Consider the following 15,295-nt stretch of genomic DNA (forward strand, 5'->3'; position numbering starts at 1 on the left):
TTGTCCGCCCGGAGCGCACACCTGCCCTGCTTCGACTGCCATGACGGCCAGGAACTCCCCCGAGTCGGCGCCTCGAAGCGTAGACCGCGCCGGCGGCGTCGCGGCCCTGACAATTGCCAGGGTGGAGCGCGCGGCGGCCGCTGGTGGTGGTGCGGTGACGGTGCGCGGGGACCCTTTCGGACGGATTCCAGCGGTGGGCCGAGGGCCCGGCACGGCGCCCTCCCCGCGCAGGCGCACCGAGCCCCGGGCACCCGTCAGCGGTCCGCTTCCAGTACCGCCATCGCCGCGTTGTGTCCCGGCACGCCGCTCACTCCTCCCCCGCGCACCGCGCCCGCCCCGCACAGCAGGACGTTGGCCTGTGCGGTCTCCACGCCCCAGCGGCCGGTGCCGTCCTGGGTGTGCGGCCAGGACAGCTCGCGATGGAAGATGTTGCCGCCGGGCAGGCGCAGGTCGCGCTCCAGGTCGAGCGGCGTCCTGGCCTCGATGCAGGGCCTCCCGTCGGCATCCGTGGCCAGGCAGTCGGCGATCGGCTCGGCGAGGTGGGCGTCGAGCTGGGCGAGGGTCGACTTCAGCAGGTCCTCGCGTACGGCGTCGTTGTCCCCGGCGAAGAGCCGGGCGGGGGTGTGCAGGCCGAAGAGGGTGAGGGTGTGCAGGCCCCGGCCCGCCAGGCCGGGGCCGAGGATGGTGGGGTCGGTGAGGGAGTGGCAGTAGATCTCGGAGGGCGGGGCGGCTGGGAGTGAGCCCGCGGACGCCTGGGCGTGGGCGGCGGCCAACTGCTCGTACCCCTCGGCGATGTGGAAGGTCCCGGCGAACGCCTCGCGCGGGTCGGCGTCGGGGTCGCGCAGCGCGGGGAGCCGGTCGAGCAGCATGTTGACCTTGAGCTGGGCGCCCTCGGCGGGCGGCGGCGCGGGGGTGCCGGTCAGGGCGGCCAACTCCCGCGGGGAGGCGTTCACCAGGACGTGCCGTGCGGCGGCGACGTGCTCGCCGTCGGCGGACCGGTAGGTGACCTCGGCCGAGCGTCCGTCGGTGTCGATCCGCACCGCCTCGTGGCCGGTGGCGAGTTCGGCGCCGGCGGCGCGCGCCGCGCCGGCCAGGGCGTCGGTGAGGGCGCCCATGCCACCGACCGGCACGTCCCAGGCGCCGGTGCCGCCGCCGATCACGTGGTACAGGAAGCACCGGTTCTGGCTCAGCGAGGGGTCGTGGGCGTCGGCGAAGGTGCCGATGAGGGCGTCGGTGAGGGCGACGCCGCGGACGGTGTCGTCGGCGAAGTGCTCCTCGATCGCGACGCCGACCGGTTCCTCGAACAGGGCCCGCCAGGCCGCCTCGTCGTCGATCCGGCGGCGCAGCTCGTCGCGGGTGGGCAGGGGCTCGGTGAGGGTCGGGAAGACGCGTTCGGCGACGTGGCCGGTCATGGCGTAGAACCGCTGCCAGGCCGCGTACTCCCGGTCCGACCCGGTGAGCCGGGCGAACGACTCCCGGGTCCGCCGCTCGCCGCCGCCGACGAGGAGCCCGGTGGGGCGGCCGTCGCGCTCGACGGGCGTGTACGAGGAGACGGTGCGCCCGCGGACCCGGAAGTCCAGGTCCAGGTCCCGCACGATCTTCTCCGGCAACAGGCTGACCAGGTACGAGTACCGGGACAGCCGGGCGTCGACCCCGGCGAACGGCCGGGTGGAGACGGCCGCGCCGCCCGTGTGGTCCAGCCGTTCCAGTACCAGCACGGAGCGGCCGGCGCGGGCCAGGTAGGCGGCCGCGACCAGGCCGTTGTGGCCGCCGCCGACGATCACGGCGTCGTAGGTGCGGGAGGCGGGGGGTGTGCCGGTCTGGGTCATGGCTCTTGGTAACACGGGGTGGTCCGGGGCGGCCAGGGGTGGCTCACGGAGCCGGCCGGTGGAAGAGTCTGCCGGTGACCGGGCCGCCCGCGACGCCCACCGGACGTCCGGCCCGCCGGTAGGTGCGCATCAGCAGGGCGGTGCGCACCTCGCGCAGCCCGGGGAGACCGGCGAAGGCGCGGGCGTCGAAGTCGTGCATCTCGCCCGCGGAGGCGTGGCTGGCGTACCCCAGCACGTTGGAGCGGCCGGTGGTGACGACCAGGTGCCGGACGGAGGGTTCGCCCGCCAGCCGGCGCAGCGCGTCGTCCAGGCTGCCGTGCCGCACCTCCAGCTGGAAGCGGGTCTCCACGGGGTACCCGAGCACGGCCGGTTCCGCGAACAGGCGCAGGTGGAAGACGTGCGAGGACATCAGGCGGCCCAGCCGGCGGCGCACCGTCGACTCGCCCAGGCGGAGCCGGCCGGCCAGCGTGCTCATCGGCATCCGGGCGTCCTCGCCCAGCAGGTGCACCAGTTCCCGGTCCACGGCGTCGACGGTGATGGGCGGCGGTGACGGCCTGCCCTCGACGGCGAGGCGGCGCAGGGGTGAGGGTTCGGGGTCGTAGGGCGCCCAGTCGACCGCGGTGAGCAGCAGGCGGAGTACGACGGCGGAGTGGATGTCGAGGACTCCGGGCATCCGGCCGACGGTGCGGTCGATCAGCTCGATGAGTTCGGCCTCGTCCGCGACGGCCATCTCGGCCGGCACCTGGAGGTCGCCGGTGGCCACCTCCACGGAACGGGCCTGGGGGCGGGCCGCGACGGCACGCGCGACCTCCTCCAGTCGGCCCGGGGCGCAGCGCACGGCCAGTTCGACGGCCGTGCCCTCGCCCAGGTACTCGTTGGTGGTGACCGCGGACTACGACTGCCGCGCGGAGACCGCCGAGGACCTCGCCGCGCTCCAGGCCCGTGTCCGTGCCTGCTTCGAGGCGGGCGCCCTGGCCACCGGGGCGGAGCTGGCACTGGAGGCCGCCGGCAACGACTACGCCGATCTGCGGCAGGACCTGGAGATGTGCGGCGTCTACCGGGACAGCGCCCGGGAGCTGGGCCGTTCGGCGGACGCGCCCGACCTCGGCATGCGGGGCGGCTCCACCGACATGGGCAACGTCTCGCACCTGGTGCCGACCATCCATCCGAGCACCGGCTACGACTGCGGGGACACGATCATGCACAACCCCGAGTTCACCCGGTACGGGACGAGCGCGGGTGCGGACCGCGCGGTGCTCGACGGCGGGCTGGCCATGGCGTGGACGGCGATCACCCTGGCCTCGGACGACGGGCACCGGGCCCGGCTCCTGGCGCGGCTCGCCGAACGCCGGGCCGGCTGAGCACCCCGCTCAGTGCGCCGCCGCCCGGTGTGGTGCCGCGACCCGGTGGCAGGGCTCCGCGGCCTCGGTGGCGCGGCCGAGCTGTGCCAGGCAGTGCGCCTCGTCTTCGCGGGCGGTGCGGGTGCCTGGATGGTCGGCGCCCAGGACGCGGGTGCGGGCGTCGGCGACCAGGCGGTACTCGGTGAGGGCGGCGGACCAGCGGCCGAGCCGGCACAGCGCGACGGCGACCTCACGGCGGCTGACCAGGGTGTCCGGGTGGTCGGCGCCCAGCACCCGGGCGCGGACCGCGCACACCTCGCGGGACTCTGCGAGGGCCTCCGCCCAGCGGCCGAGCCTGCCGAGGTTGACGCCCAGGCCGTGCCGGGCGCGCAGGGTCTCCGGATGCTCGGCCCCCTGGGCGCGGGTGCGGTCGGCGATCAGGTCCGCGTACAGCGCCAGCGCTTCGGTGCTGCGGCCGAGGCGGCCCAGGGCGATGCCGGTCTCGTGGCGGGCGGCGAGGGTGTCGGGGTGGTCGGGGCCCAGGGCCCTGCCGCGGGCCGCGGCAACTCCCCGGTAGGTCGCCAGGGCTTCCGGCCAGCGGCCCAGCCGCCCGAGTTCGTAGGCCACCTCGTAGCGGGTGACGAGGGTGTCGGGATGGTCGGGGCCGAGCACGCGGGCGCGCGCGGCGGCCACCTCGCGGGCCAGGCGGTGGGCATCCTCGGTGCGCCCGAGGCGGCCGAGGTTGAAGGCCAGGTTGTGGCGGCAGCGCAGGGTGTCGGGGTGCTCGGCGCCCATGGTGCGCTCCCGCGCGGCCAGCACCGCCGTGTAGACCTGGTGGGCGTCGGTGTGCCGGCCCAGCCGTCCCAGGGCGTAGGCCATCTCCTGGCGGGCGGCGAGGGTGTCCGCGTGGTCGGCGCCCAGCACCCGGATCCTGGCCTCGGCGACGCGCTTGTACGCGCGCAGCGCGGCGGCGGCGTGCCCGGTGCGGCCGAGGACGAAGGCGGCCTCGTAGCGGCTGGCGAGCGTGTCGGGGTGGTCGGGGCCGAGCAGGTACTCGCGCTCGGCGGCCACCGCGCGGTGCACCTCGCCGGCCTCCTCCCAGCGGCCGAGCCGCCCCAGGCTCAGGCCCGCGTGGTGCCGTGCGGCCAGGGCGGCGACTCTCCCGGTGCGGTCGGGCGGCGTGGTGCCGGCCGGCGCGTGTCCGGCGGCCGGGCCCCGGGTCCAGGAGGGTGGCGTGGTGCGGGCCCCGACCGGCAGGGGTGCCCGCGGCGGAGGCGCCGCCGGGGCCGGCCCGTGCGCCGGTGCCGTGCGGCCGGCGGTGATCCGGCGGACCAGTTCCCGGGCGTCGTCGGGGCGTTGCTCGGGCCGCTTGGCCAGCAGGTCCAGGATGATGCGGTCCAGGTAGCCGGGCAGGTCGGCGCGGTGGCCGCGGGGCGGCTCGGGCTCGGTGTCGCGGTGGCCGACGAGGACCGCCCAGGTGTCGTCGAGGTCGAACGGCGGGGCGCCGGTGGCGACCTCGTACAGCACGCAGCCCAGCGAGTACAGGTCGCTGCGCCCGTCGACGTCGTCGCCGCCGATCTGCTCCGGCGACATGTAGTGCGGGGTGCCCATGGCGATGCCCGTACCGGTGAGCCGGGCGGTGAACCCGACGTCGTCGCCCAGCCGGGCGATGCCGAAGTCGCAGATCTTCACGGTGCCGTCGGTGAGCCGGACGATGTTCGCGGGCTTGAGGTCGCGGTGCACGATGCCCCGCTCGTGGGTGTGGGCGAGGGCCTGGGCGACCTGTTCGGCGATGTCGACGATGTCGGGGACCGGCAGCGGGCGGTGGCCGTTGTCCTTGAGGAGCCGGCTCAGGTCGCGGCCCTCCAGCAGCTCCATGACCAGGAAGAGCACGCCGTCGCACTCGCCGAAGTCGTGGACGACGGTGACCCCGCGGTGCTGGAGCGCGGCGGCCACCCGGGCCTCGCGCCGGAACCGCTCCCGCATCGCGCGGGTGAGCGACTGGTCGTGCCGGGTGCCCAGCGGTTTGAGGCACTTGACGGCGACGCGACGGTCCAGTGACTCGTCCTTCGCCCGCCAGACCTCGCCCATGCCGCCGCGCCCGATCCGCTCCAGCAGCCGGTACCGGCCCTGGAGCAGCGTGGTGTCCCCCATCTCGCTGCCCGCCCCCGTAGCAGTCCGCGCCCTCCCCTGGCCGGTCCAGTATGGCGGCTTATCGTCCGAGTTTGTACGGTGCCGGGCGCGCGGCCGGGCCGAGCCGTGCCATCGCGCCCAGGATGTGTTTGGGCGGCAGTTGCCAGCGCAGACGTGCGGGAATCGCGCGCAGCAGGGTGCCCGTGGCGCGCAGCCGCCGGGTGACGGTGGCGGGTGGGGGAGCCGGTCTGCCGTACAACTCGTGCGCGTACGGCGGTAGGGAGTCGTACGCCAGATGCGCGACCCGCCGCCACAGCAGTGCGCGGGTCGGGACCAGCAGGGGCGGGACGGGCGGGTTGCGCAGGAAGTCGTCCACCTCGTGTGCCTCGGCGCCGGCGGCCAGCTCGGGCCGTACCCGGTCGAAGTAGGCGGCCAGCGCGGACCGGTCGGCGGGTACGGCTTCGGGGTCCAGGCCGACGAGGCGGGCGCTGTGCCGGTGCTCGGCGAGGTAGCGGTCGGCGTGGGTGTCGGTGAGGGGGTAGCCGGAGCGGCGCAGGACGTGCAGGTAGGAGCCGATCTCGGCACAGTGCACCCACATCAGCAGCGCGGGTTCGTCCACGCCGTACCGCTCCCCCGTGCCGGGGTCGGTCGCGCCGAGCATGGTGTGGATCTTCCGGACCCGGGCGCCCGCCCGCTCGGCGGCCTCCGTGGTGCCGTACGTGGTGGTGCCGACGAATCCGGCGGTGCGCATCAGGCGGCCCCAGGCGTCGCGCCGGAAGTCGCTGTTCTGCGTCACACCCCGGACGGCGCGGGGGTGCAGGGCCTGGAGGTAGAGGGCGCGGATGCCGGCGATCCACATCATCGGGTCGCCGTGCGCCTGCCAGGTCACCGAGTCCGGGCCGAACAGCCCCGGATCCGCGCTCGAACGCGTCGCCGCCATGGAGCGAGGCTAACGCCCCGCGCGGCCGGATCCCAGGGGTGACCGCGCCCGGGCGTCAGTGCAGGGTGTCCAGGAACTCTCCGCAGGCCCGGGCGCAGTCGCGGCACGCCTGCGCGCTCTCCTCGGCGCCCGGGTGGGCGTCGAAGACGTGGGCGCTCTCCAGGCACACCTGCCGGCACCACTCCAGCTGGACGCGGATGGCGTCCTCGTCCACCTGGTTCTGTTCGGACAGCACCCGGCAGGTCGCGTCGCAGACCTCCGCGCACATGATGCCCCGGCGCCGTACGAGTTCCTGGTTCTCGGTCCCGTCCGGGTCCACGAGGCTCGCCCGCAGCGCGCAGGCCCTGGCGCACTCCGTGCACGCCTGTGCGCACGCGAAGCGGTCCTCGAGGAAGCGGAACAGCTCCTGCTGGGAAGTCGTCGTCGATGTCACACCGGGCGGGTTGCCGCCGCGAGCGACGGCAAACCGGCGGGGCCCGGGTGTTTCCCGGGGTTCTGGCGTGATTTCCGGGTACCCGCCCGCCATGAACGACACAGGGATGGACCTGGCCGCGGGCGCGGGCGGGCTCGGCATCGGACTGATCGTGGCCGCCGTCGTGGTGGCGGCCCTGCTGATCGGCGCGTTCGCCTTCGGCAGCCGTCTGAAGCGCCGCGAGTCTCCGCCGCCGCTGCCGGAGGAGCAGCCCCGTCTGCCCGACGACGGGCCCGTGCGCGAGGTACGGGAGCAGCGGGAGCCGGACGAGATGCCGCAGAGCGACGAACGGACGCTGCCGCACGACCTGGGCCACCAGGGCAGCCGCACCGCCGCCGGGCAGGAGCGGCCCCGCTGGGACGAGGGCGGCAGCGGTGCGTTCGGCAGCGGAGGGCCGGGCGGGCGACGCTGACGCGGGTTCTCAGCCGCCACCACCGGTGCCACCGGACGGTCCGGGAGCACCGGTTCCGCTGTCCCCGGGCGCACCGGTTCCGCTTGTGCTGGGCACGGCGGTTCCGGTGCCGGTCGTTTCGGTGCCGGGCGTTTCGGTCCGGGCCGGTTCCGCCCCGGCCGGGCAGTCGTCGCTGGAGCGGCCCGCGAGCCGGCCGCCGGGCTGTTCCACGGTCACCTGTGCCCGGTCCAGCACCGGGTCCTGACGCAGCCGGGCGGCGGCGACCGTGCAGGCCAGCTGGTCCACGGCCGTGTCGCTGAGGCTGCCGGTGCCGCGCGGCAGGAGCACGGTGACCGACGCCCCGTCGACGCGGACGGTGGGCGCGGCGACGGCGAGCGGCAGCTCGGTCGTCAGTCCCCTTTCCCGCTCCTGCTCGTCCGGGCCCTTGAACAGCATGAGGACGACCGTGCCGGGATCGGTGGCGCCGGGCACCGCCCGGGTCACGGACACCAGGGCGCCGTCCTCGACGAAGAAGAGCGGCACGGCGGCGACGGGCACCGGCGTGGGCTGTGCCCGGGACGGGCTGGGGGCGGTGCCCGGATCCAGGACGCCGGTAGCCGGTTCACCCGCCTCGACCACGCCGGTCTCGGGGATGCCGCAGCCGGCCAGCGGGAGCAGCGCCGCGAGCAGGAGCGGGAGGGCCCGTCCGGCGGTCCGTGGTGTCGTCGACGGTTTCATGCCCGGTCCTCCTCGGCCGCGTCCGTCGCCCCGTCCGGTGCCCCGTCGCGCGGCAGGGGCAGGACCACCGTGAAGACCGCGCCTCCGTCCGGGCCGTTGGCCGCCCGGACGGTGCCGCCGTGCAGGCGTACGTTCTCCGCGGTGATGGCCAGCCCGAGGCCGCTGCCCTCGCTGCGGGTGCGGGCGGCGTCCGACTTGTAGAAGCGGTCGAAGACGTGCGGCAGGACGCTCTCGGGGATGCCGTCGCCCCGGTCGCGGACCGTGAGGACCGCCTCTTCCCCGGCGCGGGTCCCGCCTCCCGCGCTCAGGCCGACGTGGACCGGTGGCGCGCCGTGCCGCAGGGCGTTGCCGACGAGGTTCGCGACGACGACGTCGAGGCGGCGCGGGTCGACCCGGCCGCGCAGCTCGCCCGGTCCGGGCAGGCCGGCGGTCACCGAGTCCAGCCAGCCGCGGGAGGCGAGCGTGCGCCGTACGGACTCCGCCAGGTCGATCTCGTCCAGGTGAAGGGCGGCGGCGCCCGCGTCGAACCGGGAGATCTCCATCAGGTCGTCCACGAGGGCGGCCAGCTTGGTGGTCTCCTCGCTGATGAGGCGCACCGCCGTCGCCGTGTCCTCGTCCAGTCCGGCGGCGTCCTCGTCGAGTACGTCCGTCACCGCCGACATCGCCGCGAGCGGGGTGCGCAGTTCGTGCGAGACGTCCGCGGCGAAACGGCGAGCGCCGGCCTCCATGCGCCGCAGCTCCGCCACCGAGCCCTCCAGGGCGGCGGCGGTCTCGTTGAAGGTGTGGGACAGGTCGGCGAGCTCGTCGGATCCCTGCACCGCGAGCCGGGTGTCCAGGCGGCCCTCGGCGATGCTGCGGGTGGCCCGGCGCAGTGCCCGCACGGGCCGCAGCACCCCGCGCGCGGCCAGCAGCGCGATCAGCACGGCCAGCGCGAGCGCCGGCACGGTGGCCCGTTCGATGGCGGTGACCAGGGCGTCGACGTAGCCCTGTTCCTCCTGCTGGGGCACGGTCAGGTAGACCTCCAGGCCGGAGGCGCGCTCCCCGGCGGCGTACGGGCCGGTGAAGGTGACCGGCATGCCGACGACGAGTGCGGACCGGCCGTCGTGGGACACCCGCTGGAACACGGTGGCCCGGCGGGAGCGCACGGACTCGCGCATCTCCGGGGACAGTTCGCGGAAGGCGTCCCCGGGGCGCGAGGTGGCGTCGGCGTCCCGGTAGGCGGCGAGCACCCGCCAGGTCTGGGACCGGCCGCTGCGCGCCACGTCGGCGGCGAACGCCTGGAGATCGGCCCCGTCGGGCGGGAAGCGGTAATTGGGGACCAGGGTGTTGACCCGGTGCCGGAAGTCCTCGATCACGGTGTCCTGGCTCTGCTGGAGGACCCCGTTGCGTGCCTCGCGGAAGGTCAGCGCGCCGGTGGTCACGGTGGCCACGACGGCGACGAGGGTGAAGGCCACCACCAGCCGCACGCGCAGCCCGTTCAGCGCGCGCAGCGCCCGCGGAACCCTCACCGGGCCCCGAACCGGTAGCCGAAGCCGCGGACGGTGTGGACGTGGCGGGGGCTCCCCGCGGGCTCGCCGATCTTGGCCCGCAGTCGCTTGACGCAGGCGTCCACGAGGCGGGCGTCTCCGTGGTAGCTGTGCTCCCACACGGCTTCCAGGAGCTGTTGGCGGCTGAACACCTGGCCCGCCGACGCGGACAGTGTGAGGAGCAGCCGCAGTTCCGAGGGGCCGAGGGCGACGGGCCGGCCCTGGTGGGTGACGGTCAGTCCGGCGCGGTCGATGACCAGGTCGCCGTGGTGTTCCGGGCGCGGGGTGCCCTGGTCGTCCGAGGTGCCGCCGGCGCGGCGCAGCACCGCGCGGATGCGTGCGTCCAGGACCCGGGCGCGGACCGGCTTGACCACGTAGTCGTCGGCTCCGGCCTCCAGGCCGACGACGATGTCCGTGTCGTCGCCGCGGGCGGTGGCCATGATGATCGGCACCTGGTCGTGGGCGCGTGCGCGGCGGCACACCTCCAGGCCCGACATGCCCGGCAGCATCAGGTCGAGTACGACGGCGTCGGGCCGGAACGACCGCAGCAGCTCCAGCCCTTCCTCGCCCGTCGCGGCGGCGGCGACCTCGTGCCCCTGGCGGCGCAGGGCGAGGCGCAGGCCGTCGCGGACGGCGCGGTCGTCTTCGATGATCAGGACCCGTGGCATGGGTCTCAGTATGCGTATGAAAGGGCGGGCTTCCCCGCGCGGGTGACGGCTGTTACACAGCGGTCCAACAGCGGTCCACGGGCGATCACACCGTCGCGGCACGCTTCGTGATCATGAACGAGCGCCGATCGACCCCTTCGTCTTCCTCCGCGACGGACCGGCGGCACGGCCGCGGGTCCCGCGGCCGCCGTGGCGGCGGCGCGCGCCGCCGCCGGGGCGTCCGGTCGCGTCTGCTGTGGCCTGGGCTCGCGGCAGGGGCGGTGCTGGTGCTCGCGGGCGGTCTCGCCCTGCGGGAGGGCGGGGAAGCAGCCGCGGACCGCTCCGCGGGCGCCACCGGCCCGGCGGGCCTGCCGGCCCCTTCCGCGTCGCCCACCGCGTCCGCCCGGCCCGGGCCGCGCGACGCCGTCGAGACGGAGAAGGCGGAGGCGACGGAGAAGGCCGACGGAACGGAGGGGACGGAGAAGGACCTCGACCCCGCCTCGATCCCGTCGTCCGGACCGGGAACGTTCGCCACCGCGGGCGGCGGCGGTGAACGGGTCGGCGGGAGCGGACGGACGCTGACGTACATGGTCCAGGTAGAAGACGGCATAGGGATACGGGCCGGGGACGTCGCGGCCGAGGTCGAGCGGATCCTCGCCGACGAGCGGGGCTGGACGGCGGACGGAATCGTGGGGTTCCGGCGGGTGCCGGGCGGCGCCTCCGACTTCCGGGTTCGGCTCGCCACGGCGGGGACGGTGGACACGATCTGCGGCCGGTGCGGCCTGGACACCGGGGGCGAGGTCAACTGCAACGTCGGTCAGGACGTCATGGTCAACCTCAAGCGGTGGCTGCTGGCCACGCGGTACTACGCGGACGACGTGACGTCGTACCGGGCGCTCATCGTCAACCACGAGGTCGGGCACTTCCTGGGCCACGGCCACGAGGGGTGCCCCGGGGCGGGGCGGCCGGCGCCGGTGATGATGCAGCAGATCAAGGGGCTGCACGGCTGCCGCACCAACGTCTGGCCCTACGACGCCGAGGGCAGGCCCGTCACGGGGCCCGCCGTCGGCTGAGCCCGGGCGGGCGCCGGGCCCCTCGGCGCCGCGTGCCGGTGGCGGAGCAGTGTCAGTGGCGGGGGCCGGCCGCGTCGGTGCCGCAGTCGGGGTTGTGGCAGGTGCCCGGCCCCCAGACCGGGACGTAGATCCCGAGGGTCTTGTGTCGGGTGATCTCCGCCGGGACGGAGTGACCGCAGGTGGGGCAGACGTCGTGACGCTGCGAGTCGGCCTGCCGGGGTGCGGTGCGGGTCTGTTTCGTCTGCTGCGTGTGACTGCTCATGGTTCTCACGTCCGCACTGGGAACGGATTGGGGGGACTTGGGGAACTTAGGGGGCTTCGGAAGGACTTTACCCCTATTTTACGTTCTTATGTTCGGGTGAGGTCAGGACTTCCTCACCGGGTCCGCCCGTGTCCCCGTCGTCCGTGTCGGGTGGGCGCCGCAGGCTCAGGATGACCGATGCCGCCAGCACCACGACGATGACCGCCAGGCTCACGGGCGACGGGATCTCCGGTACGGAGGGGCTGACTGTCTTGTGGGTCGCCTGGAGGATGAGCTTGAGGCCGATGAACCCCAGGATGATCGCCAGTCCCTTGCTCAGGTAGTGGAAGCGGTCGAGCAGCCCGGAGAGCATGAAGTACAGGGCACGCAGGCCGAGGATGGCGAAGGCGTTGCTGGTGTAGACGATGAAGGTGTCGTCACTGACCGCGAGCACCGCGGGCACACTGTCCACGGCGAAGATCAGGTCCGCCGCCTCGATCGCCGCGACGACGGCGAGCAGCGGCGTCGCCACGTGCTTGCCGGCCTCCTTCACGAAGAACTTCGGACCCGCGTAGGTGTCCCGCACCGGGATGATCTTGCGCAGCAGCCGGACGGCGAAGCTCTTGCCGGGGTCGAAGCTCTCCTCCTCGCCCTTGAGGATCTTGTAGACGCTCCAGAAGAGGATGGCCGCGAAGGCGAACAGCACGGCGGTGAAGCGGTTGACCACGGCCACGCCCGCGGCGAGGAAGACGCCACGGAACACCAGCGCGCCGATGACGCCGAAGAAGAGGACGCGGTGCTGGTAGGCGCGTGGCACCTTGAAGTAGGCGAAGATCAGGGCGAAGACGAAGAGGTTGTCGACCGAGAGACTCTTCTCCAGCAGCCACGCCGTGGTGTACTCCGTGCCCGCGGTCGGGCCGAGGACGAGGAAGACGACCGCCCCGAAGACGAGCGCCAGGCCCACCCACAGGCCGCTCCAGGCGGCCGCCTCCTTGAATCCGATGACGTGTGCGCTGCGGTGGGCCAGGAGGTCGACGGCGAGTGACACGACGACGGTGGCGGCGAAGGCTATCCAGAGCCAGAAGGGCACATCGAACATGGGGGCCTCGCATGGACGGGCGGGGTACTCATCGGTCCTCGGTCACGGGGGTGGCGCGCATCGCCTCGGAGGTCACCCGGTCGGCCCGGGCGGCGTCGGCGAGGGCCTCGGCGGCGGCCTCGGCTGCCTGGGCCGTGTCGTTGGCGGCCTGGGCGGCGCCGTCGTCGGAGCGGCTGTCGCGGGTGGCGGGTGACTGGGGCAGCGCTTCGGTGAAGGCGCGGGAGACGCCCTGGAGCGCGGAGGTGACCTCGCTGGGGATGACCCAGAAGGTACTGCCCGAACCCTGGGCGAGCTGCGGCAGCACCTGGAGGTACTGGTAGGCCAGGAGCTTGGGGTCGGGGTCGTTGCGGTGCACGGCCTGGAAGACCTCGTCGATGGCCCGGGACTGCCCCTCGGCCTTGAGGATCTCGGCGGTGCGGTTGCCCTCCGCGCGCAGTACGGCGGCCTGCTTGTCGCCCTCGGCGGTGAGGATCTGCGACTGGCGCTGGCCCTCCGCGCCGAGGATCGCGGCCCGCTTGTCGCGCTCGGCCCGCATCTGCTTCTGCATCGCGTCCTTGATGGACTGAGGCGGGTCGATGGCCTTGATCTCCACCCGGTTCACGCGCAGCCCCCATTTACCGGTGGCCTCGTCCAGTACGCCGCGGAGCTGGCTGTTGATGGTGTCGCGCGAGGTGAGGGTCTTCTCCAGGTCCATCGAACCCACGACGTTGCGCAGGGTGGTGACGGTGAGCTGCTCGACCGCCTGGAGGAAATTCGCTATCTCGTAGAAGGCCGCGCGTGGATCGGTCACCTGGAAATACAGGACGGTGTCGATCTCGACGACCAGGTTGTCCTCGGTGATGACCGGCTGGGGCTTGAAGGAGACGACCTGTTCGCGCAGGTCTATCACCGGATAGACCCGGTCGATGTAGGGGATGACGAGGTTGAGCCCCGGTTTCAGCGTGCGATGGTAGCGGCCGAGCCGTTCGACATTGCGGGCACGAGCCTGGGGCACGATGCGAACCGCCCGCACCACGGTGAATACCGCGAGAAGCGCGACGATCACACCGGCGATCAGGAAAGCCGAGACTTCCATGGTCACTCCCGGGGATAGACGAATGCGGTGGTGCCGCTGATCTCCAGTACGTCGACGGTCGCCCCGCGGGGTATCACCAGCGTCTCGTCGTAGGAACGGGCGCTCCATTCCTCACCACCGATACGGACCCTGCCCTCCATGCCCGTCACCTCGGAGACGACGTACGCCGCCTTGCCGACCAGCGCCTCCACGCCGAACCGCTCGGTCTGGGGCTGCAGGAGATGGCGTACGGCGACGGGGCGCACGAACAGCAGGGTGACCGTGGCGACGACGGTGAACAGCAGGAACTGGAAAGGCGGCGAAAGGCCGGCGGCGGCGGATCCCGCCGTGATCAGCGCGGCCGCACCCAGCATTCCGAGCGCGGCGGTAAGAGTGAAGATCTCCGCCACGATCAGGACCGCCGAAACGATCAACCAGATCAGCCACGGATCCATGGCGACCCCTCCCGGACGACGCGAAAAGAGCGGTCTGTTGATCAAGTAATGATCAAGGCACCACAAAGGCGCCTTTGGAGTAATTTTACCTGGTTCCCGTGAAATCCGACCCCGCCCGGGATCAGCCCTTCACGGTCACGTGCTCGGCACCCGGGAGCCCCTTTTCCCACCAGTGTCCGTAGCGCCGGTACACGGCCGGATCGCGGTCGGCGAGCAGCGCCGAAAGCTTCTCCGCCTCCTCGGTCACCGCGCGCCACGCGGCCTTGCCGAGTTTGTGGAAGGCGGTCAGCTCCAGTCCTCCGTCTACCGCGCGCCACACCCCGGCGACCCGGCCGTCGACCAGCAGGCAGGGCAGCACGTCACCGTTGCGGCGGACGACCGCCGGGCGGTACTCGGGAGGCAGGAACCGTCCCGGTACGACATGCGCGAGCAGGGTGCTGTCCCACATCGGCAGCAGCCGGGGCGGGGCCTCGGTGTCCTCGGCCGGCACGGTGGCGTCCGTCAGGTCGAACAGGGCGGCGCGGCCCCGGCCCGCCACCGGCACCACCCGGTCGCCGAGTTCGTGCAGCGCCCCGTCGACGGCGCCGCGTGTCAGCAGAGTGAAGCGGGCGAAGTCCTGGGCCGTGGCGGGCCCGAACGCCCGCAGGTAGGAGAGCAGCAGCCGCCGCACCCCCGCGGCCGCCACCCCCGGGCCGTTCTCGGCGTCCGCCGGGGCGGCCAGGTAGGCGTTGCGCGCGGTGAACGACCAGGGCCCGCCGGTCGGCCCGTGATGTATCGGCGCGTAGGTGCGCAGCGCCCACCACACGCGGTGCGCGTCCTCGCCGAAGCGCGCGGTGACCTCCTTCTCCACCTCGGCGCCGGTACGGGGCCGGTCGAGGAACCCGGCGAGTTCCGGGAGCAGACCGTCGGCGTCGGCGGGGGTCAGCGATGTCGAGGTGAAACGGCGGTCGTACAGCCGGGAGGCGCGCAGGGTGCTCAGCATGGCCGCGCGGTAGGGCGCGTAGTCCTCGGCGTGCACGGCGTGCAGGGTGATCCGCATCAGGCTCGCCTTGACGATCCGGCGCTCCGCGAACGCCGCGTCGAGGTCCTCCGGCGCGAAGTCCCGCACCCGGTTCCACAGCGCCAGGTACGGCGACGCCGGTGACTGCGCCTGCAGCGCGCAGACCCGGCGCACCGCCTCCGCCACGTCCAGGCGCTCGCGTTCGAGCAGGAGTTGCCGGTCCAGAGTGGCCAGGGCGAGGCGTCGCGGCGTGAGAGTCACGCACGGATTATGGCCTCCCCCGGCCTGCGCAGGGAGACGTGGGCGTGCCGACCCCTCCCCCGCCCTCGCCCGTCGGACCGGCCGGTTCGCTCGGCG

At 73.7% G+C, this 15,295-nt stretch carries 16 protein-coding genes; 3 read left to right on the forward strand and 13 right to left on the reverse strand.

Annotated features, from left to right (window positions below):
- Positions 1-254 precede the first annotated feature (254 nt).
- Positions 255-1,829, reverse strand: coding sequence for a phytoene desaturase family protein (locus tag ACGF3J_RS21630; protein WP_393854490.1), 1,575 nt, complete (start codon positions 1,827-1,829; stop codon positions 255-257).
- 43 nt (positions 1,830-1,872) lie between these two features.
- Positions 1,873-2,697, reverse strand: a complete 825-nt coding sequence (locus ACGF3J_RS21635) for an Lrp/AsnC ligand binding domain-containing protein (protein WP_161327493.1) — start codon at positions 2,695-2,697, stop codon at positions 1,873-1,875.
- Between ACGF3J_RS21635 and ACGF3J_RS21640 the strand changes: the two genes are divergently transcribed.
- Positions 2,585-3,190 carry a hypothetical protein gene (locus ACGF3J_RS21640; RefSeq protein WP_202557748.1) on the forward strand — a complete coding sequence of 202 codons (606 nt, stop codon included), beginning with the start codon at positions 2,585-2,587 and terminating at the stop codon, positions 3,188-3,190. The genes ACGF3J_RS21635 and ACGF3J_RS21640 overlap by 113 nt on opposite strands.
- A gap of 9 nt (positions 3,191-3,199) precedes the next feature.
- Here the strand turns inward: ACGF3J_RS21640 and ACGF3J_RS21645 are convergent, their stop codons facing one another.
- Genes ACGF3J_RS21645 through ACGF3J_RS21655 form a run of 3 tightly spaced genes read right to left on the reverse strand, consistent with a single transcriptional unit; the run spans position 3,200 to position 6,675 of the window.
- Positions 3,200-5,323, reverse strand: coding sequence for a tetratricopeptide repeat protein (locus ACGF3J_RS21645; protein ID WP_393854491.1), 2,124 nt, complete (start codon positions 5,321-5,323; stop codon positions 3,200-3,202).
- A 58-nt stretch (positions 5,324-5,381) separates the two neighbouring features.
- Entirely contained in the window at positions 5,382-6,242 is an 861-nt protein-coding gene (locus tag ACGF3J_RS21650; RefSeq protein ID WP_161329407.1) for an oxygenase MpaB family protein, read from the reverse strand.
- 55 nt (positions 6,243-6,297) lie between these two features.
- Positions 6,298-6,675, reverse strand: coding sequence for a four-helix bundle copper-binding protein (locus ACGF3J_RS21655; protein ID WP_122618731.1), 378 nt, complete (start codon positions 6,673-6,675; stop codon positions 6,298-6,300).
- Between the two features lie 91 nt (positions 6,676-6,766).
- On the opposite strand from ACGF3J_RS21655, the gene ACGF3J_RS21660 reads away from it, so the two are divergent.
- Positions 6,767-7,126, forward strand: a complete 360-nt coding sequence (locus ACGF3J_RS21660) for a DUF6479 family protein (RefSeq protein WP_161329408.1) — start codon at positions 6,767-6,769, stop codon at positions 7,124-7,126.
- A 9-nt stretch (positions 7,127-7,135) separates the two neighbouring features.
- Here the strand turns inward: ACGF3J_RS21660 and ACGF3J_RS21665 are convergent, their stop codons facing one another.
- From ACGF3J_RS21665 to ACGF3J_RS21675, 3 genes are read right to left on the reverse strand one after another with little or no spacing between them, the layout of a single operon-like run.
- The gene (locus ACGF3J_RS21665) at positions 7,136-7,843 is read right to left on the reverse strand and encodes a hypothetical protein (protein WP_393854492.1); all 708 of its coding nucleotides are present in this window, start codon (positions 7,841-7,843) and stop codon (positions 7,136-7,138) included.
- A complete protein-coding gene (locus ACGF3J_RS21670; RefSeq protein WP_393854493.1) occupies positions 7,840-9,351 on the reverse strand; it encodes an ATP-binding protein in 1,512 nt (503 codons plus the stop codon). The genes ACGF3J_RS21665 and ACGF3J_RS21670 overlap by 4 nt, the downstream gene beginning before the upstream one ends.
- On the reverse strand, positions 9,348-10,037 hold the full coding sequence (locus ACGF3J_RS21675; protein WP_161330062.1) for a response regulator transcription factor: 690 nt from the start codon (positions 10,035-10,037) through the stop codon (positions 9,348-9,350). Before ACGF3J_RS21675 ends, ACGF3J_RS21670 begins: the two co-directional genes overlap by 4 nt.
- A 113-nt stretch (positions 10,038-10,150) precedes the next feature.
- Between ACGF3J_RS21675 and ACGF3J_RS21680 the strand changes: the two genes are divergently transcribed.
- Positions 10,151-11,089, forward strand: coding sequence for a DUF3152 domain-containing protein (locus tag ACGF3J_RS21680; RefSeq protein ID WP_393854494.1), 939 nt, complete (start codon positions 10,151-10,153; stop codon positions 11,087-11,089).
- Positions 11,090-11,141: 52 nt separating this feature from the next.
- Here ACGF3J_RS21680 and ACGF3J_RS21685 read toward each other — a convergent pair whose 3' ends face one another.
- From ACGF3J_RS21685 to ACGF3J_RS21705, 5 genes are all read right to left on the reverse strand, one after another.
- Positions 11,142-11,351, reverse strand: a complete 210-nt coding sequence (locus ACGF3J_RS21685) for a hypothetical protein (RefSeq protein WP_161332245.1) — start codon at positions 11,349-11,351, stop codon at positions 11,142-11,144.
- Positions 11,352-11,424: 73 nt separating this feature from the next.
- The gene (locus ACGF3J_RS21690; protein ID WP_393854495.1) at positions 11,425-12,429 is read right to left on the reverse strand and encodes a TerC family protein; all 1,005 of its coding nucleotides are present in this window, start codon (positions 12,427-12,429) and stop codon (positions 11,425-11,427) included.
- A gap of 28 nt (positions 12,430-12,457) precedes the next feature.
- Positions 12,458-13,504: an SPFH domain-containing protein gene (locus ACGF3J_RS21695; RefSeq protein WP_393854496.1), complete on the reverse strand. Its 1,047-nt coding sequence runs from the start codon at positions 13,502-13,504 to the stop codon at positions 12,458-12,460.
- A 2-nt stretch (positions 13,505-13,506) separates the two neighbouring features.
- Entirely contained in the window at positions 13,507-13,938 is a 432-nt protein-coding gene (locus tag ACGF3J_RS21700; protein ID WP_125490356.1) for an NfeD family protein, read from the reverse strand.
- A gap of 121 nt (positions 13,939-14,059) precedes the next feature.
- A complete protein-coding gene (locus ACGF3J_RS21705) occupies positions 14,060-15,199 on the reverse strand; it encodes a winged helix DNA-binding domain-containing protein (protein WP_393854497.1) in 1,140 nt (379 codons plus the stop codon).
- Positions 15,200-15,295 lie beyond the last annotated feature (96 nt).

Source organism: Streptomyces sp. NPDC048171, assembly GCF_043202655.1.
Classification (GTDB): domain Bacteria; phylum Actinomycetota; class Actinomycetes; order Streptomycetales; family Streptomycetaceae; genus Streptomyces.